Raw genomic sequence first — 23,060 nt, forward strand, 5'->3', positions numbered from 1 at the left:
CCGCGCGGCGGCATGCCGACTAAACTGCCCGCAGAAAGTGATCCGGGTGAACATTTCGGCCCTGATCTTCGTCGTCAAGGGGTGGGACCAATGAGCGTCGTCGCTGGCGTTTCCGGCGCTTTGCCGCCGTACCGCTATTCCCAGCGCGAGCTCACCGACTTCTTCGTCAGCATCCCGGAGTTCGAGGGCTACGAGGACATCGTCCGGCAGTTGCACACCAGCGCAAAGGTCAACAGCCGGCACCTGGTGCTGCCGCTGGAGCGGTATCCCAGCCTGAACGACTTCGGCCTGGCCAACCGGATCTTCATCGAAAACGCGGTCAACCTGGGCTGCGAGGCCCTTTCGGGCGCGCTCGACGAGGCCGGCCTGCGGCCCCAGGACCTGGACGTGCTCATCACGACGACGGTCACCGGCCTCGCGGTGCCCTCCCTGGACGCCCGGATCGCCGGGCGGCTGGGGCTGCGCGAGGACGTGCGCCGGGTGCCGCTGTTCGGCCTGGGCTGCGTGGCCGGGGCCGCGGGCGTGGCCCGGCTCAACGACTACCTGCGCGGGGCGCCCGACGGCGCCGCGGCCCTGATCTCGGTCGAGCTCTGTTCGCTCACCTATCCGGGCTACAAGCCGACGCTGCAGGGCATGGTCGGCAGCGCGCTGTTCGCCGACGGGGCCGGCGCCGTGGTTGCCGTCGGCGACCGCCGCGCCGAACAGGTGGGCGCCGGCGGGCCCGCCATCCTCGACTCGCGCAGCACGCTCTATCCCGATTCGCTGCGGACCATGGGTTACGACGTCGGCGCCGCGGGGTTCGAGCTGGTGCTGGCCAAGGACCTGGCCCAAGTAGTCGAGGAGCACATCGAGCGGGACGTCACGGGTTTCCTCGGTGCGCACGGGCTGACGACGACCGACATCGGGGCCTGGGTGAGCCATCCCGGCGGCCCGAAGATCATCGAGGCGATCAACGCGAGCCTGGGCCTGCCGCCGGATGCCCTGGAACTGACCTGGCGCTCATTGGGTGAGATCGGCAATCTTTCGTCGGCGTCCGTGCTGCACGTGTTGCGGGACACCCGGGCCAAGCCGCCACCCAGCGGGAGCCCCGGCTTGATGATCGCGATGGGTCCGGGATTCTGTTCCGAACTCGTACTGTTGCGCTGGCATTGAGCTAAGGCATTACCTCTTGTACTCCGTGTTTTCTCGCCCAGGTCACGTCCCGTGAACAGCAACCCCGAGGAGCTCGTCAGGGCCCTGCGCGCTTCGCTGAAGGAAAACGAGCGGCTGAAGCGCGAGGCGCGCGAATACCTCGCCGCGGCAACCGAACCCGTGGCGGTGGTCGGAATGGGTTGCCGGTACCCCGGGGGCGTGGATTCTCCGGAGGCCTTGTGGCAGATGGTGGTCGAGGGCCGCGACGTGGTCTCCGATTTCCCGGCGGATCGCGGCTGGAACCTGTCGGGGCTGTTCGATCCCGACCCCGACGCGGTGGGAAAGTCCTACGCCCGGTGCGGCGGCTTTCTGCCCGACGTGGCCGACTTCGACGCCGCGTTCTTTTCCATCGCGCCCAGCGAGGCGCTGGCGATGGATCCACAGCAACGCCTGTTGCTGGAGGTGTCCTGGGAGGCGTTGGAGCGGGCCGGGATTGACCCCGCCGACCTGCGGGGCTCGGCGACGGGTGTGTTCGCGGGGATCTTCCACGGTTCGTACGGCGGCCAGGGGCGGGTGCCGGGACACCTGGAGCGCTACGGCCTGCGCGGGTCGACGCTGAGTGTGGCCTCGGGGCGGGTGGCCTACGCGCTGGGCTTGGAGGGTCCCGCCGTTTCGGTCGACACGGCCTGTTCGTCGTCGTTGGTGGCCTTGCATCTGGCGGCCCGGTCGCTGCGCGCCGGCGAATGTGACCTGGCGCTGGCCGGCGGCGTGACGGTGATGGCGACGCCGGCGATGTTCATCGAGTTCAGCCGGCAGCGGGCACTGGCCGCCGACGGGCGGTGCAAAGCCTACGCGGGCGCGGCCGACGGGACGGGCTTCTCCGAAGGCGTCGGCGTGCTGGTGCTGGAAAGGCTTTCCGACGCGCGTCGTTTCGGGCATCCGGTGCTGGCGCTGCTGCGCGGGTCGGCGGTCAATCAGGACGGTGCCTCGAACGGACTGGCGACGCCGAACGGGCCGTCGCAGCAGCGGGTGATCCGCGCCGCGTTGGCCGATGCGCGGCTGCGGACGGCCGACGTGGATCTGGTGGAGGGCCACGGCACGGGCACCACCCTCGGGGATCCGATTGAGGCGCAAGCGGTTCTGGCGACGTACGGGCAGGACCGGCCGGCGGACCGGCCGCTGTGGCTGGGGTCGATCAAGTCCAACATGGGCCACACCTCGGCGGCCGCGGGCGCCGGCGGCGTGATCAAGATGGTGCAGGCGATCCGGCATGGGGTGATGCCCAAGACGTTGCACGTGGATGTGCCCACCCCGCATGTGGATTGGTCGGCGGGGGCGGTGTCGCTGCTGACCGAGGCGCGGGAGTGGCCGGCGCTGGACCGGCCGCGCCGAGCGGGGGTGTCGTCGTTCGGGATCAGCGGCACCAACGCCCACGTCATCGTGGAGCAGCCGCCGCCGGAGACCGAAAGCTCCACGCCCGCGGGCGATGACGCGCCGGCGCCGTGGGTGCTGTCGGCCCGGTCGGCCGACGCCCTGGCCAACCAGGCGGCCCGGCTGCTGGCGCGGGCGAACGACGACCCGGGCCTGCGGACGGTCGACGTGGCGTGGTCGCTGGTCTCGACGCGGTCGCTGTTCGAGCACCGAGCCGTGCTGGTGGGTGCGGACCGCGAGCGCTTGCTGGCGGAGCTGGCCGGGGTGGCCGCCGGCGCGCCGGGCGCGGGTGCGGTGGTGGGCCGGGCGCAACCGGTGGGCAAGACGGTGTTCGTGTTTCCCGGGCAGGGCTCGCAATGGCTCGGCATGGGGGCCGAATTGCTGGACAGTTCGGCGGTTTTCGCCGAACACCTGCAGCGCTGCGAGAAGGCGCTCGCCGAACACGTGGAGTGGTCGTTGATCGACGTCCTCCGCGGGGCGCCGGGTGCGCCCGGGTTGGACCGGGTGGACGTGGTGCAGCCGGCGCTGTGGGCGGTGATGGTGTCGCTGGCCGAGTTGTGGCGCTCGGTGGGCGTGGTCCCCGATGCGGTGATCGGTCATTCGCAGGGCGAGATCGCGGCCGCCTATGTGGCGGGAGCGCTTTCGCTGGAGGACGCCGCCAGGGTGGTGGCGCTGCGGAGCCGGTTGCTGGTGGGATTGTCGGGTGCGGGCGGCATGGTGTCGCTGGCCTGCGGCCTGGCCCGCGCCGAGGAATTGATCGCCGGGTGGGGCGATCGGTTGAATGTTGCCGCCGTCAACGGTGTTTCCGCGGTGGTGGTGTCCGGCGAGGTGGACGCGCTCGAGGAGTTGATGCGGCACTGCGAGGCCGCCGGCGTGCGTGCCCGCAGGATCGACGTCGACTACGCTTCCCACTCCCGGCACGTCGACGCGATCCGCGCGGAGCTGGGCGAAGCGCTGGCCGGCATCGCGCCGCGGTCGTCCCCGGTTGCCCTGTATTCCACCGTCACCGGTGACCTGATCGACACCGCGGGCCTGGACGCCGACTACTGGTACCGCAGCATCCGGCAATCGGTCCAGTTCGAACGGGCGGTGCGCAACGCGTGCGGGGCCGGGTATGGCGTGTTCGTCGAGTCCAGCCCGCACCCCGTGCTGCTCGCCGCCGTCGAGGAGACGGTGGCCGACTGCGGTGGCGACGCGTTCGTGGTCCCGTCGCTGGGTCGCGACGACGGTTCGCTGCAACGGTTTTGGCTCTCGGCGGGCCAGGCCCACGTGGCCGGATTACCGGTGGACTGGCGGGCCGCGATCGCCGGTCTCGGCGGGCGGCGCGTGGACCTGCCGACGTACGGGTTCGTGCGGCAGCGGTTTTGGCTGCCCGGCGGGTCGACGGGTTCGGGGGACGTGGCCACCCTGGGGCTGGCCGGGGCGCGGCACGCCCTGCTGGGCGCGGTGGTGCAGCGGCCCGATTCCGGCGGGGTGGTCCTGACGGGCCGACTGTCGACGGCCGCGCAGCCGTGGCTGGCCGATCACGCGGTGGGCGGCACGGTGTTGTTCCCCGGTGCGGGGTTCGTGGAGCTGGCCATCCGGGCCGGTGACGAGGTCGGTTGTGCGGCGCTCGAGGAGCTGACGTTGTCGGCCCCGTTGGTGCTGCCCGTGGCGGACGGCGTGCAGGTGCAGGTGGTGGTCGGCGCCGCCACCGAGTCGGGGCAGCGCGAGCTGTCGGTGTATTCGGCCGCCGCTCAGTCGGATTGGGTGCTGCACGCCCAGGGCGTGGTGCGCCCCGCGGCGGTGCCGCCGGCCGGGGATCTGTCAGTGTGGCCGCCGCCGGGCGCGGCGCCGGTGGACGTGGCCGACGCCTACGCGCGGCTCGCGGAGCGGGGCTACGAGTACGGCCGGGCCTTCCGCGGCCTGCGGGCGATGTGGCGCCGGGGCGACGAGATCTTCGCCGACATCGCGCTGCCGGACGACGCCGGTGCGCAAGACGGCGGCTTCGGCATACACCCGGTGCTGTTGGACGCGGCGCTGCACGCGCTCGGTGTCGCCGCGGGGCAGGGCCAGACCATGCTGCCGTTCTCCTGGCAGGGGGTGTCGTTGCACGCGGCGGGCGCATCGCGGGCGCGGGTCCGGCTGGCGCCCTCCGGCGCCGGGGCGGTGTCGGTGGAATTGGCCGACGGCTCCGGGCTGCCGGTGTTTTCGGCGCGTTCGCTGGCGATGCGCCCCGTCTCGGCCGAGCAGCTGTCGCTCGCGGCCGCACCCGCCGAGGGGTTGTTCGAGGTGGCGTGGGCACCGATAGCGTTGAGCGGCAATGATTCCGACGCCACGCTGTGGGAGCCGGGCGCCCACGGCGGCGACGTGGTCCGGTCGGTGCACGCGGCCACCACCGAGGCGCTGGGTGAGCTGCAATCGTGGTTGCGCGACGAGGGGTCCGGAACACTGGCGGTGCAGACCCGTGGGGCGGTCGCGCTCGCCGGTGAGGACGTCGCGGACCTGGCCGGTGCGGCGGTGTGGGGGCTGGTGCGGTCGGCCCAGGCCGAGCACCCGGGCCGGGTGGTGCTGATCGACTCCGACGGATCGCTGGACACGCGCGCGGTTATCGGCTGCGGCGAACCGCAATTGGCGGTGCGCGGGGGAGTGGCCTACGCCCCCCGGATGCGGCCCGCGCGACGGGGAGCGGTGCTGCGGCTGCCCTCCGGGGGCTGGCGGCTGGATGCCGGCGGCGGGGGCACGCTGGAAGACCTGGTGGTCAGCCCGTGCCCGCAGGTGGAATTGGAGGCCGGGCAGGTCCGGGTGGCGGTGGCCGCGGTAGGGGTGAACTTCCGGGATGTGTTGGTGGCCTTGGGCATGTATCCCGGCGGCGGGCAGTTGGGGGCCGAGGGCGCGGGCGTCGTCGTCGAGGTCGGCCCCGGCGTGGCGGGGCTGACGGTCGGCGATGCGGTGATGGGGTTGCTGGGGGTGGTCGGTTCCGAGGCGGTGGTGGATCAGCGGTTGGTCACGCGGGTGCCGGAGGGCTGGTCGCTGGTGACGGCCGCGGGAGTGCCGGTGGTGTTCCTCACCGCGCTCTACGGGTTGTCGGTATTGGCCGGGCTGCGCGCCGGCGAGCGGGTGCTGGTGCACGCCGCCACCGGCGGGGTCGGCATGGCCGCGGTCCAGCTGGCGCGGCATTGGGGCGCCGAGGTCTTCGCCACCGCAAGCCGCGGCAAGTGGGACACCCTGCGCGCGATGGGCTTCGACGAGGACCACATCGGCGACTCCCGGACGCTGGACTTCGAGGAGAAGTTCTCGGCGGCCACCGGCGGGGCCGGGGTCGACGTGGTGCTCAACTCCCTGGCCGGTGAGTTCACCGACGCCTCGCTGCGGCTGCTGGCCCCCGGCGGGCGGTTCATCGAGATGGGCAAGACCGACGTCCGCGACCCGCGCGTCATCGCCGAACGGTATCGGGGCGCGCGGTATTGCGCCTTCGATCTGCTGGAGGCCGGCGCCGACCGCACCGCGGCGATGCTGGCCCAGATCGTCGGGCTGCTGCGGGACGGTGCCGTGACGCCGTTGCCGCTCAGAGCCTTTGACGTGCGATGCGCCTCGGCGGCGTATCGGTTCGTCAGCCAGGCCCGCCACATCGGCAAGGTCGCGTTGACCATCCCGTCCGGGCCCGGTGCGATGCTGAGCGGGTGTGGCGGCCTGGCCGGCGGCAGCGTGGTGATCACCGGCGGCACCGGCATGGCCGGCTCGGCGCTGGCGCATCACCTCGTCGAGCGCTATGGCGTCGCCCATGTGGTCCTGGCCAGCCGCGCCGGCGCTGAGGCCGCGGGGGTGGCGGAGGTGGTTGATCGCCTGCAGCAGGCCGGCGCCCGGGTGTCGGTGGTGGCGTGCGACGTCTCCGACCGTGACGCGGTCGCGGCAATGCTGGCGCGGATACCGGCGGAGTATCCGCTGCGCGGTGTGGTGCACGCGGCCGGCATCCTCGACGACGGGCTGGTGCTGTCATTGACCCCGGACCGGGTGGACGCGGTGCTGCGGGCCAAGGTCGACGGGGCCTGGCACCTGCACGAGCTGACCCGGGAGCTTGATCTGTCGGCGTTCGTGGTGTTTTCGTCGATGGCCGGCATCGTCGGCACCCCGGGCCAGGCCAATTACGCGGCGGCCAACAGTTTCCTCGACGGGCTGGTCGCCTACCGGCGATCGCACGGGCTCCCGGGCTTGTCGCTGGCGTGGGGCCTTTGGGAGCAGGCCTCGGCGATGACGGCCCACCTCGGCGAGCGCGACAAGGCCCGGATGAGCAGGCTCGGCATCGCGCCACTGTCCACCGAGCAGGCGCTGGAGTCGTTCGACGCCGCCATGCTGGTCGACACCCCGGTGCTGATGGCCGCCCGGGTGGATCGGGTTGCGTTGTCCGACAACGCCGCCGCGCTGCCCCCGCTGCTGAGCGAACTGGCCGCCCGGACCACCCGGCGCGTCATCGACGACGCCGATGCGACCGCCCTGATGACGGGTCTCACCGCGCGCCTGCACGGTCTGTCTCCCGAGGCGCGCCAGCGCGAGCTGGTCGACCTGGTCTGCGGCAACGCGGCGACCGTGCTGGGGTTGCCCAATCCCGCCGACATCAACGCCGGCCGCGCATTCGGTGACCTGGGCTTCGATTCGCTCACCGCCGTCGAACTGCGCAACCGGCTGAAAACGGCTACCGGGCTGACGCTTTCACCCACGCTGATCTTCGACTACCCGACGCCGGCGGTGCTGGCCGGGCACCTGGACACCCAACTGGCCGGCACGGCGGCGAGCGACCAGCCGGACCTGATGGCCCGCTTCACCGACATCACCCGGGAATTGCAGGCGCTGCTCAGCCGGCCCGACTGGGCCGCCGGCGACAGATCGGCGCTGCGGGCCCGCCTGCACAACCTGCTCGCCGCCCTGGGCCCCGCCGACCACCCCGCCCCCGAGGGCCTCGACGCCGACCTCGATGCCGCGACCGAAAGCGAACTCTTTGCCATCCTCGACGAAGAACTCGGCAACTGAGACCATGCCGGATACCACGCAGCACGTCGACTATCTGAAGCGCCTGACGGCGGATCTCCGGCGGGCCCGGCGACGCGTCTCGGAGCTGGAAGGCCGGCTGTCCGAACCAATCGCGGTGGTGGGCATGGCCTGCCGCTACGCGGGCGGGGTCGATTCGCCGGAGACGCTCTGGGAAATGGTGAACGCGGGCCGCGACGCGGTGTCGGACTTTCCGGCGGACCGCGGCTGGGATGTCGAGGGGCTGTACGACCCGGACCCGGACGCGGCCGGGAAGATGTACACCCGGCAGGGCAGCTTCCTGCGCGACGCGGCGGACTTCGACGCCGGATTCTTCGGGGTCGGGCCGAGCGAGGCCCTGGCGATGGATCCGCAGCAGCGGTTGATGCTGGAGATCTCGTGGGAAGCGTTGGAGCGCGCCGGCATTGACCCGCTGGGACTGCGCGGCTCGGCGACCGGAGTGTTCGCCGGTGTCATCCACGCCGGCTACGGCGGAGAGGTGAAGGGCGAGCTGGAGGGCTACGGGCTGACCGGTTCCACACTGAGCGTGGCCTCGGGCCGGGTGTCCTACGTGTTGGGCCTGGAAGGCCCTGCGGTGTCGGTGGATACGGCGTGTTCGTCGTCGTTGGTGGCCATGCACCTGGCGGCGCAGTCGCTGCGTTCCGGTGAATGTGACCTGGCGCTTGCCGGTGGTGTGACCGTGATGGCCACGCCCGCCGCGTTCGTGGAGTTCAGCCGGCAGCGGGCGCTGGCCCCGGACGGCCGGTGCAAGGTGTACGCCGGCGCGGCGGACGGGACGTCGTGGTCGGAAGGCGCGGGCGTCCTGGTGCTGGAGCGGCTGGCCGACGCGCGGCGGTTGGGCCATCCGGTGGTCGCGGTGCTGCGGGGTTCGGCGGTGAACCAGGACGGCGCCTCGAACGGACTGACCGCGCCCAACGGGCCCTCGCAGCAGCGGGTGATTCGCGCCGCCCTGGCCAACGCCGGGTTGACGGCGGCGGACGTCGACGTGGTCGAGGGCCACGGCACGGGAACGGTTTTGGGCGACCCCATCGAGGCTCAGGCCCTGCTGGCGACCTACGGGCAGGACCGGCCGGCGGACCGGCCGCTGTGGCTGGGGTCGATCAAGTCCAACATCGGTCACACGTCGGCGGCGGCCGGAGTGGCCGGGGTGATCAAGATGGTGCAGGCGATGCGGCATGGGGTGATGCCCCAGACGCTGCATGTGGATGTGCCGTCGCCGCACGTGGATTGGTCGGCGGGTGCGGTGTCGGTGTTGACCGAACCCCAGCCGTGGCCGGCGCGGGACGGGCAGCGCCGCGCGGGGGTGTCGTCGTTCGGGATCAGCGGGACGAATGCCCACGTGATCGTCGAGCAGCCACCGGCGGAGCCGGAACATGCTGCGCCGCAACGCGATCGGCAAGACGCGGCGATCCCGTGGCTGGTGTCGGCTCGGTCGGCCGACGCGCTGGCCGCCCAGGCGGGGCGGCTGCTGGCCCACCTGGACGCCGACCCGGAACTGGGCGCCGTGGACGTGGGCTGGTCGCTGGCCACCACGCGGGCGGCCCTGGAGCACCGCGCGGTGCTGGTGGGCGGCGACCGCGACAGCCTGCTGTCCGGGCTGGCCGGCGTGGCGTCCGGGGAACCGGGCCCCGGTGTGATGGTCGGGCGCACCCGCCCAGTCGGCAAGCGCGCGTTCGTGTTTCCCGGCCAGGGCTCGCAGCGACTCGGGATGGGACGCCAACTGCATGAGCGCTTCCCGGTGTTCGCCCAGGCCTTCGACGAGGCCGTTGCGGCGGTGGACGTCCACGCGCGGCTACCGCTGCGCGGCGTGATGTGGGGCAACGACCCGGAGTTGTTGGAGAGCACGGAGTTTGCCCAGCCGGCGTTGTTCGTGCTCGAGGTCGCCCTGGCGGCGCTGTGGCAGTCCTGGGGTGTGACGCCCGATGTGGTGATCGGCCACTCCGTGGGGGAGATCGCCGCGGCCTGCGTGGCCGGGGTGCTGTCGCTGGCAGACGCCGCGCGGGTGGTGACGGCCCGCGGCCGGTTGATGGCGGCGCTGCCGGCGGGCGGGGTCATGGTGGCGGTGACGGCCACCGAGGCCGAGGTCGCACCGCTGCTGAACGAGAATGTGAGCGTCGCGGCGGTCAACGGCCCCGACGCGGTCGTGCTGTCGGGCGAGCGGGCCGCCGTGACGGCCGCGGCCGACCGGCTGGCCGACTGCGGCAGGCGGGTGCGGCAGCTGGCCGTCTCGCACGCATTCCACTCGCCGCTCATGGAGCCCATGATCGGGGAGTTCTCCGCGGTGCTGGCCGGGATATCGCCCGGGGCGCCGCGAATCGACTTGATTTCCAACGTGACCGGGCAATTGGCCGGACCCGGATACGGGTCCGCCGACTACTGGGTCGAGCACGTGCGCCGGCCGGTGCGGTTCGTCGACGGGGTGCGGTCGGCCGAATCGCTTGGTGCCGGCGCGTTCGTGGAAGTGGGGCCGGGCGCGGCGTTGACGGCCGCGGTGGAACAGTCCCTGGCGACCGAGCCGGCCGTTTCGGCGGTGTCGATGCCCAAGGACCGCCCCGAAGTCGACTCGGTGCTGCTGGCGGCCGGGCAGCTGTTCGTCTCCGGCGCCGACGTGGACTGGGCCGCGGCCTTCGACGGCCTGGACGCCCACCGGGTCGGCCTGCCGACGTATGCCTTTCAGCGGCGCAGGTTTTGGCTGCCGAGCGAGTCGGTGGGCGGGCGGGACACCGCCGGCCTGGGTCTGACCGCGTCCGGGCACGCGCTGTTGGGCGCCGTGGTCGAACGCCCCGATTCGGGCGGGGTGGTGCTGACGGGCCGGCTGTCGACGGCGGCCCAGCCCTGGCTGGCCGATCACGCGGTGACCGGCACGGTGTTGTTCCCGGGCGCCGGGTTCGTGGAGCTGATGCTGCGGGCCGGCGACGAGGTCGGCTGTCCGGTGATCGAGGAGCTGACGCTATCGGCGCCGTTGCCGCTGCCGCCCGCCGGCACGGTGCGGGTGCAGGTGGTGGTGGACGCCGCCGGCGAAGGGGGATCCCGGGCGGTCGCGGTGTACTCGCAGGCCGGCCCGGAGTGGGCGCTGCACGCCCAGGGTGTGTTGAGCGAAGGCTCGCCGGCACCGGCCGCGGACCTGTCGGTGTGGCCGCCGGTCGGCGCCACGGCGGTCGATGTGTCCGGCGCCTACGACGATTTGGCGGCGCGCGGCTACGGGTATGGTCCGGCCTTCCACGGGCTGCGGAAGGTGTGGCGGCGGGGCGACGAGACCTTCGCTGAGGTCGAGGCCCCACAGCAGGCCGGTGTCACGGTGGGCGGCTTCGGGATTCATCCGGTGGTACTGGACGCGGCCCTGCACGCTTTGGGGGTGGCCGACGAGCGGGCCGAGACCGTCCTGCCGTTCTCCTGGCAAGGGGTGTGTCTGCATGCGGCCGGGGCGTCGCGGGTCCGGGTGCGGCTGGCGCCGGTGGGCACGGGTGCCGTGGCGGTCGAGCTGGCCGACACGTCGGGCTTGCCCGTGCTGTCGGTGCGCGAGCTGGTGACGCGTCCGGTCTCGGCCGCACAGCTGTCGGCGGCCGCGGCGGCGCGTTCCGGCGGCGGCGAACTGCTGGAGGCGGTGTGGTCCCCGGTTCCGTTGTCGGACAACGGCCTCGAAGCGGCCCCCGAGGTGTGGCAGCCGGCGTCGAACGGCCCGGGCGTGGTCGGCTCGGTCTACGCCGCCACACACGAGGCGTTGGGCGTGTTGCAGTCCCGGGGCGACGGGTCCGGGCCTCTGGTGGTGCTGACCCGGGGGGCGGTCGCGCTGCCCGGTGAGGACGTGTCGGACCTGGCCGGTGCAGCGGTGTGGGGGCTGGTGCGGTCGGCGCAGGCCGAGCATCCCGGGCGGGCGGTGCTGGTCGACTCCGATGGTTCCCTCGACCTCGTGTCCGTAATCGGCTGCGGGGAACCGCAATTGATCGTGCGCGAGGGCGTCGCGTACGGTGCCCGGCTGAAGCCGGTCAAGGCGCACCCGGTGCTGCGGTTCCCCGAAGCGCCGTCGGTCTGGCGGCTGGCCGCCGGTGATGCCGGGACGCTGGAGGACCTGGCGGTGGTATCCGGCCCGCCGGCGGAACTGGCCGCCGGTCAGGTGCGGGTGGCGGTGGCCGCGGCCGGGGTGAACTTCCGCGACGTGCTGGTGGCCCTGGGCATGTATCCGGGCCTCGCGCAGTTGGGCGCCGAGGGCGCCGGGGTGGTGACCGAGATCGGGCCCGGCGTAACCGATTTGGCCGTCGGCGACGCGGTCATGGGCATCCTGGGCCTGACGGGTTCGGAGGCGGCCGTCGACCGCCGGCTGGTGACCCGGATGCCGCCGGGCTGGTCGTTCACCCAGGCGGCCGGTGTGCCGGTGGTGTTCCTGACGGCGTATTACGGGCTGTCGGACCTCGGCGGCCTGCGGTCCGGCGAGCGCGTGCTGGTGCACGCCGCGGCCGGCGGGGTGGGCATGGCGGCGGTGCAGCTGGCCCGGCATTGGGGCGCCGAGGTGTTCGCGACCGCCAGCCGCGGCAAGTGGGACACCCTGCGCGCCATGGGTTTCGACGACGACCACATCGCGGATTCGCGAACCCTCGACTTCGAGGAAAAGTTCTCGGCCGCGACGGGCGGCGCCGGCATGGACGTCGTGCTCAACTCGCTGGCCGGCGAGTTCACCGACGCCTCGCTGCGGTTGCTGGGCCCCGGCGGGCGTTTCATCGAGATGGGCAAGACCGACCTGCGCGACCCGGATGCGATCGCCCACACCTATCGCGCGTTCGATCTGATGGAGGCGGGCCCGGACCGCATCGCGGAGATGTGGGCGGAATTGATGCGGTTGTTCGCGGCCGGAGCTCTGAAGCCATTGCCCGTCAAGGCCTTCGATGTGCGTCGCGCCGCGGACGCCTACCGGTTCGTCAGCCAGGCCCGCCACGTCGGCAAGGTCGTGCTCACCATGCCCGACGGGGCTGCCGGGCTGGCCGGCGGCACCGCGTTGATCACCGGGGGGACCGGCATGGCCGGCTCGGCGGCGGCGCGTCACCTGGTCGAGCGCTACCGCGTGCCGCACGTCATGCTGGTCAGCCGCGGCGGTGAGCGGGCGGACGGGCTGTCCGGACTGGTCGCCGAGCTGCGCGAGGCCGGGGCCCAGGTGTCCGTGATCGCCTGCGATGTCGGTGACCGCGACGCCGTGGCGCGGTTGCTGGCGCAGGTACCGGCGCGCTTCCCGCTGCGCGGCGTGTTCCATGCCGCCGGAGTGCTCGACGACGCGGTGATCGCGTCCCTGACCCCGGAGCGCATCGACGCGGTGCTGCGCTCCAAGGTCGACGGGGCATGGCACCTGCACGAGCTGACCCGGGGGCTGGATCTTTCGGCGTTCGTGATGTTTTCGTCGATGGCGGGGATCGTGGGCGCCCCGGGTCAGGGCAACTACGCGGCCGCCAACAGCTTCCTGGACGCCCTGGCGGCGTACCGCCACGCCCACCGCCTGCCCGGCTTGTCGATCGCCTGGGGGATGTGGGAAGAGGAGTCGGCCATGACCCGCAACCTCACCGACCGCGACAAGGCGCGGATGAGCCGCGCCGGGCTGGCCCCGCTGTCCACGCGCCAGGCGCTCGACCTGCTCGACGCCGCGCTGCTGGCCGAGCCGCCGGTGGTCGTGGCCACCCGCCTCGACACCGCCGCGCTGGCGCACGCCGGCGCCGCGCTACCGCCGCTGCTGAGCCAGCTGGCCACCCGGCCCGCGCGGCGGGTTCTCGACCCGACCGACATGGTGTCGCTGACGGGCCTGCGCGCGCGGCTGGACGGCCTGGCCCCCGAACAGCGCAGACGCGAGCTGGTGGAGCTGGTCTGCGGCAACGCCGCCACGGTGTTGGGCCACAGCACCGCGGACGTCGACGGCGAGCAGGCCTTCGGAGACCTCGGCTTCGACTCGCTGACCGCGGTGGAGCTGCGCAACAGGCTCAAAATCGCGACCGGACTGACCCTTTCGCCCACGCTGATTTTCGATCACCCCACCCCGGCGGCCTTGGCCGAGCATCTCGACGGCCAGCTGAGCACCGGGGCAAGCGGAGAGCCGCCCGACCGCATGGCCCGCTTCAACGACGTGGCCCGCGAGTTGCAGGCACTGCTCGGCCGGTCCGACTGGAGCCCCGACGACAAAGCAAAGCTCGTCGCCCGGCTGGAAGGCCTGCTGAACACCCTCACCGGGCCGGCGGAAGTGCCCTACCCGGAGTACTCCGACGACCCGTTCGACGACGACATCGCCACCGCCACCGAAAGTCAGCTCTTCGCCATCCTCGACGAAGAGATGGGCCCCTAACATGACGGACGTCGCGGTCATCGGTCTCGCGTGCCGATTCCCCGGCGCGGCAAGCCCCCGCGAGTTCTGGGATCTCATCCGCGACGGCCGCGAGGCGACGCAACTGCCCGGGGACGTCGCGGAGTTCGACGCCGACTTCTTCAACCTCTCGCCGCGGGAGGCGTCCGCGATGGACCCCCGGCAACGATTGGCGCTCGAACTGACTTGGGAAGCCTTCGAAGACGCTTTCGTGGTTCCCGAAACCGTTCGCGGAACGGCGATTTCGGTGTACTTCGGGGCGATGGCCGACGATTACGCCGTCCTCACCCTGCGCGACATCGCCGACCACCTCGACCACCACTCGTTCGCCGGCATCAGCCGCGGCATGATCGCCAACCGGGTCTCGTACGCCTTCGGGTTGCAGGGTCCCAGCATGACCGTCGACTCCGGTCAATCGTCGTCGTTGGTCGCTGTGCACCTGGCCTGCGAAAGCCTGCGCACGGGCGAGTCGGCGCTGGCGATCGCCGGCGGGGTTCACCTGAACCTGGCTGACGAAACGGCAATGCTGGAACGCGAATTCGGCGCGCTGTCGACGTCGGGTCACACCTACGCGTTCGATCGGCGCGCGGACGGCTACGTCCGCGGCGAGGGTGGGGGACTGGTGCTGCTCAAGCCGCTGCCGGCGGCCATGCGGGACGGTGACCGCATTCACGCGGTCATCCGGGGCAGCGCGGCTGGTAATTCCGGGCACACGGCCGCCGGCCAGACGGTGCCCTCGGTTTCCGGTGAGGCCGACGTGATCCGGCGGGCGCTTGCCGCCGCCGGCCTGGGCAGCGGCGATATCGACTACGTGGAGGCGCACGGCACCGGCACGAAGGTCGGCGACGCGGTCGAGGCACGGGCGCTGGGCGAGGTGTTCGGTGCGCGCGAGCATCTGCTGCGGGTGGGGTCGGTGAAGACCAACATCGGCCACGCCGGGGGCGCCGCGGGAATTGCGGGCCTGCTCAAGACCGTGCTGGCGGTGCGGCATTCGGTGCTTCCGCCGAGCCTCAACTACGCCGACGGAAATCCCGACCTCGAATACCTGCGGGTCAACGTCGACGCGCTGCGCTGGCCGGCGGCGGGCCGTCCGCGCCGTGCCGGGGTGTCGTCGTTCGGCATGGGCGGCACGAACGCGCATGTCGTCGTGGAACAGGCTCCCGCGCAACAGGATCCGCACGCGGATAGGTGTGACGGGTCAGTGGCGTGGGTGCTGTCGGCCCGCTCGGAGCAGGCCCTGGCCAACCAGGCGCGGCGGCTGGCGGAGCGGGTGGCCCACTCGGGCGTGACCGCGGCGGACGTGGGCTGGTCGTTGGCGACCACGCGCTCGGTGTTCGAGCATCGGGCGGTGCTGGTGGGCTCAGATCGCGACGTGCTGACGCGCGGCCTGGCCGGACTGGCGGCCGGAGGGCCGGCCCCCGGTGTGGTGGTGGGCCGGGCCGGGCCGGCGGGCCAGACGGCCTTCGTGTTTCCCGGCCAAGGCTCGCAATGGCCGGGCATGGGCCGCCAACTGCATCAACGCTTTCCGGCCTTCGCCCACGCCTTCGACGAGGCCGCGGCGGCGATCGACGCCCACCTGCGGTCGCCGGTGCGCGAGGTGATGTGGGGCACCGACGCCGAGCTGTTGCAGGGCACGGAGTTCGCGCAGCCGGCACTGTTCGTCTTCGAGATCGCCCTGGCCGCGTTGTGGCGGTCCTGGGGCGTGACACCCGAACTGGTGCTGGGTCATTCGGTGGGGGAGATCGTCGCGGCCTGCGTGGCGGACGTGTTGTCGCTGGACGACGCGGCGCGCATCGTGGCGGTCCGCGGCGAATTGATGGCGGCGCTGCCGGCCGGCGGGGCGATGGTGGCGGTGAGCGCCGGCGAGGCCGAGGTCGCGCCGCTGCTGAACGACGGCGTGAGCATCGCGGCGGTCAACGGGCCCAATTCGGTGGTCCTGTCCGGTGAGCGGGCCGCGGTGGAAACCGTGGCCGACCGGCTGGCGGGCACCGGCCGGCGGACGCACCGGTTGGCGGTCTCGCACGCGTTTCACTCGGCGTCGATGGAGCCGATGCTCGAGGAGTTCGCGCATCGGGTGGCCGGCATCGAGCCGCGACGGCCGCGAATCTGCCTGGTGTCCAACGTCTCCGGAGAGCCGGCCGGAACCGGGTACGGGTCCGCCGACTACTGGGTCGAGCATGTGCGCCGGCAGGTGCGTTTTCTCGACGGCGTGCGCACCGCCGAGGCCTTGGGGGCGACGGTGTTCGTCGAGGTGGGCCCAGGCGGTGGGCTCAGCGCGGCGGTCGACCAATCGCTGGCCACCGACCGGCCGATCTCGGTGGTCACCGTGCCCAAGGATGCTCCGGAGATCGAGTCGGTGCTCAGCGCGGCGGGCCGGCTCTTCACCGCCGGAGTGGGCGTGAGCTGGCCGGCCGTGTTCGACGGCTCGCGTGCGCGCCGGGTCGACCTGCCCACGTATGGCTTTGCCCGGCAACGGTTCTGGCTCGGTGACGAGCATAATGCGTTGCCCGGCAAGGTAACCCGGTCGCCGGGGCTGGCCGAACAATTGCACGCCCTGGACCCCGCGCAGCGGCAGAGCCGGCTTGCCGAGCTGGTCTGCGAGCACACGGCCGCCGTGTCGGGTCATCCGGACGGCCGAGCCATCGACCGCGATCGTGCCTTCGCCGACCTCGGGTTCGACTCGCTGACCGGCGTCGAACTGCGCAACCGGCTGACCACGGCGACCGGGCTGGCGCTTTCGCGGACCCTGATCTTCGACTATCCCACCCCCGCGGCGCTGGCCGATCATCTGCGCCGGCAATTGTTCCGCGGCGAAGACGACGAATCGGACGAGGAAAAGGTGTGGTCGACGCTGCGCGGCATCCCGCTCGCCGAGCTTCGAAGAACGGGATTGCTCGACAAACTTCTGCTGCTCGCCGGGGGCCCGGAAAGCGTTGTCGCCGAACCGGTCATCGACATGATCGACTCGTTGAGCCCCGACGCCCTGATCGCGATGGCGCTGAATTCCGGCGACGACGAGGACGCCGAATGACGGAATCTCGATGCAATACAACACATGTCGAATACGCCGTTTTTTTGCCGGGCCACTCGGAACGGCCTAGACTTCGGGAATTGATGAAAGTCCCTTTTGAGCTGGGACGCAAGCAAGAGGGTTGGGCATGAGCGTCATCGCGGGCGTGTGCGGAGCGTTGCCGCCGCATCGTTACAGCCAGGCCGAAATCACCGACCAGATCGTCGAATTCCCCGCATTGAAGGAGCACGAAGAGGTCGTTCGGCGGTTGCACGCCGCCGCCAAGGTCAACAGCCGCCACTTGGTCCTGCCGCTGGAGCGGTACCCGTCGCTGACCGATTTCGGCGAGGCGAACGAGGTCTTCATCGAACGCGCCGTCGAACTCGGCTGCGAAGCGTTGCTGGGCGCGCTGGACGAGGCGGGCCTGCGGCCGCAGGACATCGACATGATCGCCACCACCACGGTCACCGGCGTTGCCGTGCCGTCACTCGACGCGAGGATCGCCGGCCGGCTCGGACTGCGCTCGGACGTGCGCCGGGTTCCGCTGTTCGGTCTGGGCTGCGCGGCCGGGGCGGCGGGCGTGGGCCAACTGCACGACTACCTGCGCGGCGCGCCGGACGGCGTCGCGGTCCTGGTGTCGGTCGAGCTGTGCTCCCTCACCTTCCCCGCGGTCAAGCCGACCGTCTCCGGTCTGGTGGGAACCGCCATGTTCGGCGATGGGGCCGCCGCCGTGGTCGCCGTCGGCGACCGTCGCGCCGACCGCATGAGCCCCGGCGGGCCCGACATCGTCGACTCCCGCAGTCGGCTCTATCCCGAATCGCTGCACATCATGTCCTGGAACGTCAGCTCGACCGGGTTGCACCTGGTGATGTCGCCCGAGCTGACGAACCTCATCGACCGCCACCTGGCGGGCGACGTGAGCAGGTTCCTGGGCGCCCACGGGTTGACGACGGACGACGTCGGCGCCTGGGTGGCGCATCCCGGCGGACCCAAGGTCATCAACGCGATCGGCAACAGTCTCGGGCTGGCACCGGACGCCCTCGAGCTGACCTGGCGCTCGCTGGGCGAGATCGCGAACCTGTCGTCGGCCTCGGTGCTGCACATCCTGCGCGACACCATCGCCAAGCCGCCGCCCGGCGGCAGCCCCGGGCTGATGCTCGCGATGGGCCCGGGATTCAGCTCCGAGCTCGTGCTCTTGCGCTGGCGCTGAGCGCGCGCCTCACAGCTCAGTCCCCAACGACGACGACCCTCATGCGCACCTTCCCTCTGAGCCGAGTTGACCATCATTGCACTATGCAATAGTTGCAGTAGGAAGTAATATTGATGCTGATCAAGGTAAGGGAGTAACAGCTCCGGCAACCGGTACGACGCGTTGATCCCACCGTCGATGCCCGAGAGGGGTCGTTGTGCTGAAAGAACTTTCGGACATGCCCGCGGGTGTTCAAGCCTTGGAGGCGATCGGGACGGTGACAACCGACGACTACGAGCGGGTCTTTGCGCCGCTCATCGATCGAGCGCGAGAAGACGGGCATCGGATGCGACTGCTTTACCAGTTCGGGCCGGACTTCGAGTGCATCACGCCGGGTGCGCTGTGGGCGGACGCTCGACTGGGGTCGGGTTACGTGCGGCTGCTCGATGGCTGCGCTGTCGTCAGCGACGTCGACTGGATCCGCGCACCGGCTCGCGGCATCGGCAGGTTTATGCCTTGCTCGATGCGGCTTTACTGCGACGGTGAGCGCGACGACGCGGTGGCCTGGCTGACCTCGCTCCCGGTCCGCGCCGACGTCTCGGCCCGCGACATGGCCAAGGCTTATATCGGTGGATCATTCGCCGCCGTCGCAATCCTTGGAAGGCTCGTCATCGCCAAGCGCGGAAAGTAACCGCCACCGGACTGTCTGAAAAAGCGGTACACATCTGGCGGGCATGCTGGTACCGCGCGCGCTGGGTGGAAAGGAATGAAGTCGCGCGCTTACGGTCGGGTCTCCGACTATTCCAGCGCCTCCGAGAGGTTCAGCCAGCGGCTCTCCGTCGCCGCGACCTCGTCTTCGAGCGCGCGCAACTCCTGGGTGAGCCGGGTGATGCCGACGTGGTCCGCCTGGTCGTGCTCGGCCAGCTCGTGGTGTTTGGCCGCGATCCGGTCGGCCAGCCGCGCGAGCTGGCGGTCGACGCCGGCCAGCTCCTTCTCCGCGGCCCGCCGCTCGGCTCCCGAAATCCCCGCCGGCTCAACCGGAGCGGCGGCGGCAGGCGGCGCGGCCGCGCCGGCTTCCCGCCGCGCCAGCCGCAGGTACTCGTCGATGCCGCCGGGCAGGTGCCGCAACCGGCCGTCGAGAACGGCGTACTGCTGGTCGGTGATCCGCTCGAGCAGGTAGCGGTCGTGGGAGACGACGATCAGGGTGCCGGGCCAGGAGTCGAGCAGGTCTTCCATGGCGGTGAGCATGTCGGTGTCGACGTCGTTGGTCGGCTCGTCGAGGAGCAGCACGTTGGGCTCGGAGAGCAGCGTGAGCATCAGCTGCAGGCGCCGACGCTGCCCGCCGGAGAGTTCGCCGATCCGGGCCGAGAGCTGTCCCCGGCCGAAGCCGAGCCGCTCCAGCAGTTGGGCGGGCGTCACCTCGCGGCCCTCGACCTCGTACCCGCCGGAGAGCCGGCCCAGCACGTCGGCGATGCGGTCGTCAGCGAGCCCGGCCAGGGCGTCGCCCTGCTGGTCGAGCACGGCCAGCTGGACGGTTTTGCCGCGCTTGACGCGTCCGGTGTCCGGCAAGATGCTCCCGGCGATCAGCCCCAGCAGCGTCGACTTCCCGGCGCCGTTGGCGCCGACGATGCCGGTGCGTTCGCCCGGGGCGATCCGCCATTCGACGTCGCGCAGCACCGGGTGGCCGTCGAACGCGACCGACACGTCGAGCAGATCAATGACGTCCTTGCCGAGCCGAGCGGTCGCCAGCTTGGCCAGCTCGACGTTGTTCCGCAGCGGGGGCACGTCGGCGATCAGCTGGTTGGCCGCCTCGATGCGGAACTTGGGCTTCGAGGTGCGGGCCGGCGCGCCGCGCCGCAGCCAGGCCAGCTCCTTGCGCATCAGGTTCTGCCGCTTGGCTTCGGTGGCGGCCGCCATCCGGTCGCGCTCGACGCGCTGCAGCACGTAGGCCGCGTAACCGCCCTCGAACGGCTCCACGATCCCGTCGTGCACCTCCCACGTCGTGGTGGCGACCTCGTCCAGGAACCAGCGGTCGTGCGTGACCAGCAGCAGCCCGCCGGTATTGCGTGCCCAGCGTTGGCGTAGGTGTTCCGCGAGCCAGGCGATGCCCTCGATGTCCAGGTGGTTGGTGGGCTCGTCGAGCGCGATGACGTCCCACTCGCCGACCAGCAGCCTAGCCAGCTGGACGCGCCTGCGCTGGCCGCCGCTCAGCGTCGAGATCGCGGCGTCCCAGCCGATGTCGGAGACCAGGCCGCCGACCACGTCGCGCACCCGCGCGTCACCGGCCCATTGGTGTTCGGCCGCATCGCCGACCAGCGTCCAGCCCACGGTGTGGTCCGGGTCCAGGGTGTCCGCCTGGCTCAGCGCGCCCACCCGCAAGCCGCTGCGGCGGGTGACGCGGCCGGAGTCGGGCTGCAGCTGGCCGGTCAGCAACCGCAGCAGGCTGGATTTGCCGTCCCCGTTGCGCCCGACGATGCCGATGCGGGCGCCGTCGTTCACGCCCAGCGTCACCGATTCGAATACCAGCTGGGTCGGGTATTCGAGGTGGATGGCCTCGGCTCCCAATAGGTGTGCCACCGGCCCGACCCTACTGCGGCTATTCGAGGGTCAGCAGCGCCCGGTCGACTTCGCTCTGGGTCTCCGCCGATGCCTTGCTGGCCACCGCGTCCAGGAAGCGGCTGGCGAGTTCGCGCAGTTTCAGGTTGGTTTCCTGGGATCGCCAGACCAGGATGTCGAACGCCCGCTCCGCGGAGATGCCATAGGCGGCCATGAGGACGCCCTTCGCCTGTTCGATCCGGGCCCGGGCGTCGGCGACCGCCGACAGCACGTTGTTGATGTCGGTCTGCAGCGAGTCGGTGACGTCGACGTAGAAGCCGGACGTCCCGAGCGGGGTGCCGTGGTCGTCGAGCATCCGGTCGCCCGCGACGACGACGCAGTGGGTGCGCCCGCCGGTGTCGATGATGCGGTGGCGGCTGCTGAACGGCTTGCCGTGCATTACGCGTTCCAGGACGGCGGCGACGCGCTCGCGGTCGTCTGGGTGCTTGTGCTTGAGCAGCAGTTCCGTGGTGGGCTGCACCTGTCCCGGCTTGTATCCGTGCATGCGGGCGACCGCCGCCGACCACTCCCAGCGGTGGCCGTCCAGGAAGAACCGGAACCGGCCGACACTCTGCGGCTCGCCGAGGCCCAGGACCAAGTCGACCGCGTTCAGGTCTTGCTCGTCGACGGCATCGGACATGAACACCTCGCACGCCGAGTCGGCCGAACCGTCGTCGGGGGAGTCCCCGTTGCGGCCGTGGACGGCCTCGTCTTCGAAGTTCACGGTCATCGCGCACTGCCCTTCAGATCCGTAACTATGTCCTCTGCATATCAATGCCCACTTTCGCGCGGGTCCATTCATGCATCAGGCTTTTCGATACGGCTCGGCATCAGCGTGTTTGAACTCGAGGCCCAGCCCGGGCCGGTCCCGGTCCGGCCGCAGCGCCCCACCCTCGGGCGGCAGGGCGCCGTCGAACAGCATGTGCTCGATGCGGTGGTGATCGTGGAAGTACTCCAGGTGCCGCAGGTTCGGGATGGCGCTGGCCACGTGCGCGTGCAGGTTGGGGGCGCAGTGGCCGGACACGTCGACGTTGCGGGCGGCGGCCACGGCGGCGGCGCGCAGCCAGTCGGTGATCCCGCCGCAGCGGGTGACGTCGATTTGCAGGCAGTCGATCGCGTCGGCGGCGAGCATCCGGTTGAAGTAGGCCAGGTCGTAGCCGTACTCGCCCGCGGTGACGTCCGGGGTGACCTGGTCGCGCACTTCCCGCAACCCGGCCAGGTCGTCGGAGGAGACGGGTTCCTCGAACCATGTGACGTCGTGGGCGGACATCGCGTGGGCCATCCGAATGGCCTGCTTGCGGCGGTAGGCGCCGTTGGCGTCCACATATAGCTCGACGTCCGGCCCGATCACCTTGCGCGAGAGCGCGATGCGGTCAAGGTCACGGCGCTCGTCGGAGCCCCACGACTCGCCGATCTTGATCTTGACTCGTGGGATCTTCCACTCCTGCACCCAGCGTTCGAGTTGGGCGCGGGTGGTGCGTTCGTCATAGGTGGTGAAGCCGCCGCTGCCGTAGATCGGAACCCGGTCGTGCGCCATGCCGAGCAGGCGGCATACCGGTAGGCCCACGAGTTTGCCCTTGAGGTCCCACAGCGCGGTGTCGACCGCCGAGATCGCGCACGACACCAGACCCGGGCGCCCGTTGTTGCGCATCGACCGGACCATCGCCTGCCACCCGCCGGGGATGTCGAGGGCGCTGCGCCCGGTGACCGTGCCGGCGAGCGGCCCGTTGATCAGCGCGCCGCACGCGCCGTCGGCGTAGGTGTAGCCGATCCCGCGCCGCCCGCCCGCGGCAACCTCGGCCAGCACCAGGGTGGTCGACGACCAGGGCAGGGTTCCGTCGGCTTCCGGTGCGTCGGTGGGGATTTCGTAGACCCGCGCGGTGACCTCGTCGATGCGTGCGTCGAGGGTCATCGCGTCCACCGGCGCGCGGCGAGCCACGCGCCAAGTCCGGCCGCGCCGAGCGCGCCCGTGCCGCTGATGACGGGGTGTTGCGACGCCCACAGTTGCGGGCTCAGCGTGTGGGACTTGTCGTCGAACCCGCCGTGGGCGCCGTGGTCGCTGCCCGCGGCGTCGTGTATGCCGCCGATCATCCGGAGCGCAAACAATATTGGGTCGGCGACAGCACCATGGTGACGCTGCTGGCGCAGAAGTTCGTCGCGCCGCTGCTGGACCGCTACCTGGGCCGCACCGGTTACGACTCGCAGCAGACCGAGCAGCATGTGCGCCCGGGGCGGCCGCACAACCTGTGGCACCCGCTCGACCAGGAGGCGGGCAGCGACCACGGCGCCCACGGCGGGTTCGACGACAAGTCCCACACGCTGAGCCCGCAACTGCGCTGGTCGGG

Annotated in this window: 9 protein-coding genes and 1 pseudogene; 7 read left to right on the forward strand and 3 right to left on the reverse strand. The window is 71.4% G+C overall.

What is annotated here, in order from left to right; genetic code table 11:
* Window positions 1-90: 90 nt before the first annotated feature.
* From A5697_RS14635 to A5697_RS14660, 6 genes are all read left to right on the forward strand, one after another.
* Complete coding sequence (locus tag A5697_RS14635; RefSeq protein WP_068011131.1) at window positions 91-1,152, forward strand: type III polyketide synthase; 1,062 nt, start codon at window positions 91-93, stop codon at window positions 1,150-1,152.
* Window positions 1,153-1,203: 51 nt separating this feature from the next.
* A complete protein-coding gene (locus A5697_RS14640; protein WP_068011133.1) occupies window positions 1,204-7,569 on the forward strand; it encodes a type I polyketide synthase in 6,366 nt (2,121 codons plus the stop codon).
* A 4-nt stretch (window positions 7,570-7,573) separates the two neighbouring features.
* Window positions 7,574-13,903, forward strand: a complete 6,330-nt coding sequence (locus tag A5697_RS14645; protein ID WP_068011135.1) for a type I polyketide synthase — start codon at window positions 7,574-7,576, stop codon at window positions 13,901-13,903.
* 1 nt (window position 13,904) lies between these two features.
* Window positions 13,905-16,952 carry a type I polyketide synthase gene (locus tag A5697_RS14650; protein WP_068011137.1) on the forward strand — a complete coding sequence of 1,016 codons (3,048 nt, stop codon included), beginning with the start codon at window positions 13,905-13,907 and terminating at the stop codon, window positions 16,950-16,952.
* A 127-nt stretch (window positions 16,953-17,079) separates the two neighbouring features.
* Window positions 17,080-18,141 (forward strand): type III polyketide synthase, encoded by a 1,062-nt coding sequence (locus tag A5697_RS14655; RefSeq protein WP_068011138.1) that lies wholly within the window; start codon window positions 17,080-17,082, stop codon window positions 18,139-18,141.
* A gap of 196 nt (window positions 18,142-18,337) precedes the next feature.
* Window positions 18,338-18,811: an STAS/SEC14 domain-containing protein gene (locus A5697_RS14660; protein ID WP_068011145.1), complete on the forward strand. Its 474-nt coding sequence runs from the start codon at window positions 18,338-18,340 to the stop codon at window positions 18,809-18,811.
* A 107-nt stretch (window positions 18,812-18,918) separates the two neighbouring features.
* Here A5697_RS14660 and A5697_RS14665 read toward each other — a convergent pair whose 3' ends face one another.
* From A5697_RS14665 to A5697_RS14675, 3 genes are all read right to left on the reverse strand, one after another.
* Window positions 18,919-20,697, reverse strand: a complete 1,779-nt coding sequence (locus A5697_RS14665) for an ABC-F family ATP-binding cassette domain-containing protein (protein ID WP_068011146.1) — start codon at window positions 20,695-20,697, stop codon at window positions 18,919-18,921.
* A gap of 19 nt (window positions 20,698-20,716) precedes the next feature.
* Window positions 20,717-21,445, reverse strand: coding sequence for a PAS and ANTAR domain-containing protein (locus A5697_RS14670; RefSeq protein WP_082953396.1), 729 nt, complete (start codon window positions 21,443-21,445; stop codon window positions 20,717-20,719).
* Window positions 21,446-21,520: 75 nt separating this feature from the next.
* Window positions 21,521-22,627, reverse strand: coding sequence for an enolase C-terminal domain-like protein (locus tag A5697_RS14675; RefSeq protein WP_068011170.1), 1,107 nt, complete (start codon window positions 22,625-22,627; stop codon window positions 21,521-21,523).
* Window positions 22,628-22,767: 140 nt separating this feature from the next.
* Here A5697_RS14675 and A5697_RS14685 point away from each other — a divergent pair.
* Window positions 22,768-23,060, forward strand: a pseudogene (locus A5697_RS14685) (short-chain dehydrogenase); the annotation flags it as partial.

The organism is Mycobacterium sp. E3251 (assembly GCF_001666835.1).
In the GTDB taxonomy this organism is placed as follows: domain Bacteria; phylum Actinomycetota; class Actinomycetes; order Mycobacteriales; family Mycobacteriaceae; genus Mycobacterium.

Bases quoted from the DNA above. Each gene is read 5' to 3' on its own strand.
- A5697_RS14655 (WP_068011138.1), top strand. From the start codon at position 17,080: ATGAGCGTCATCGCGGGCGTGTGCGGAGCGTTGCCGCCGCATCGTTAC.
- A5697_RS14675 (WP_068011170.1), bottom strand. From the start codon at position 22,627: ATGACCCTCGACGCACGCATCGACGAGGTCACCGCGCGGGTCTACGAA.
- A5697_RS14670 (WP_082953396.1), bottom strand. From the start codon at position 21,445: ATGACCGTGAACTTCGAAGACGAGGCCGTCCACGGCCGCAACGGGGAC.
- A5697_RS14635 (WP_068011131.1), top strand. From the start codon at position 91: ATGAGCGTCGTCGCTGGCGTTTCCGGCGCTTTGCCGCCGTACCGCTAT.
- A5697_RS14645 (WP_068011135.1), top strand. From the start codon at position 7,574: ATGCCGGATACCACGCAGCACGTCGACTATCTGAAGCGCCTGACGGCG.
- A5697_RS14650 (WP_068011137.1), top strand. From the start codon at position 13,905: ATGACGGACGTCGCGGTCATCGGTCTCGCGTGCCGATTCCCCGGCGCG.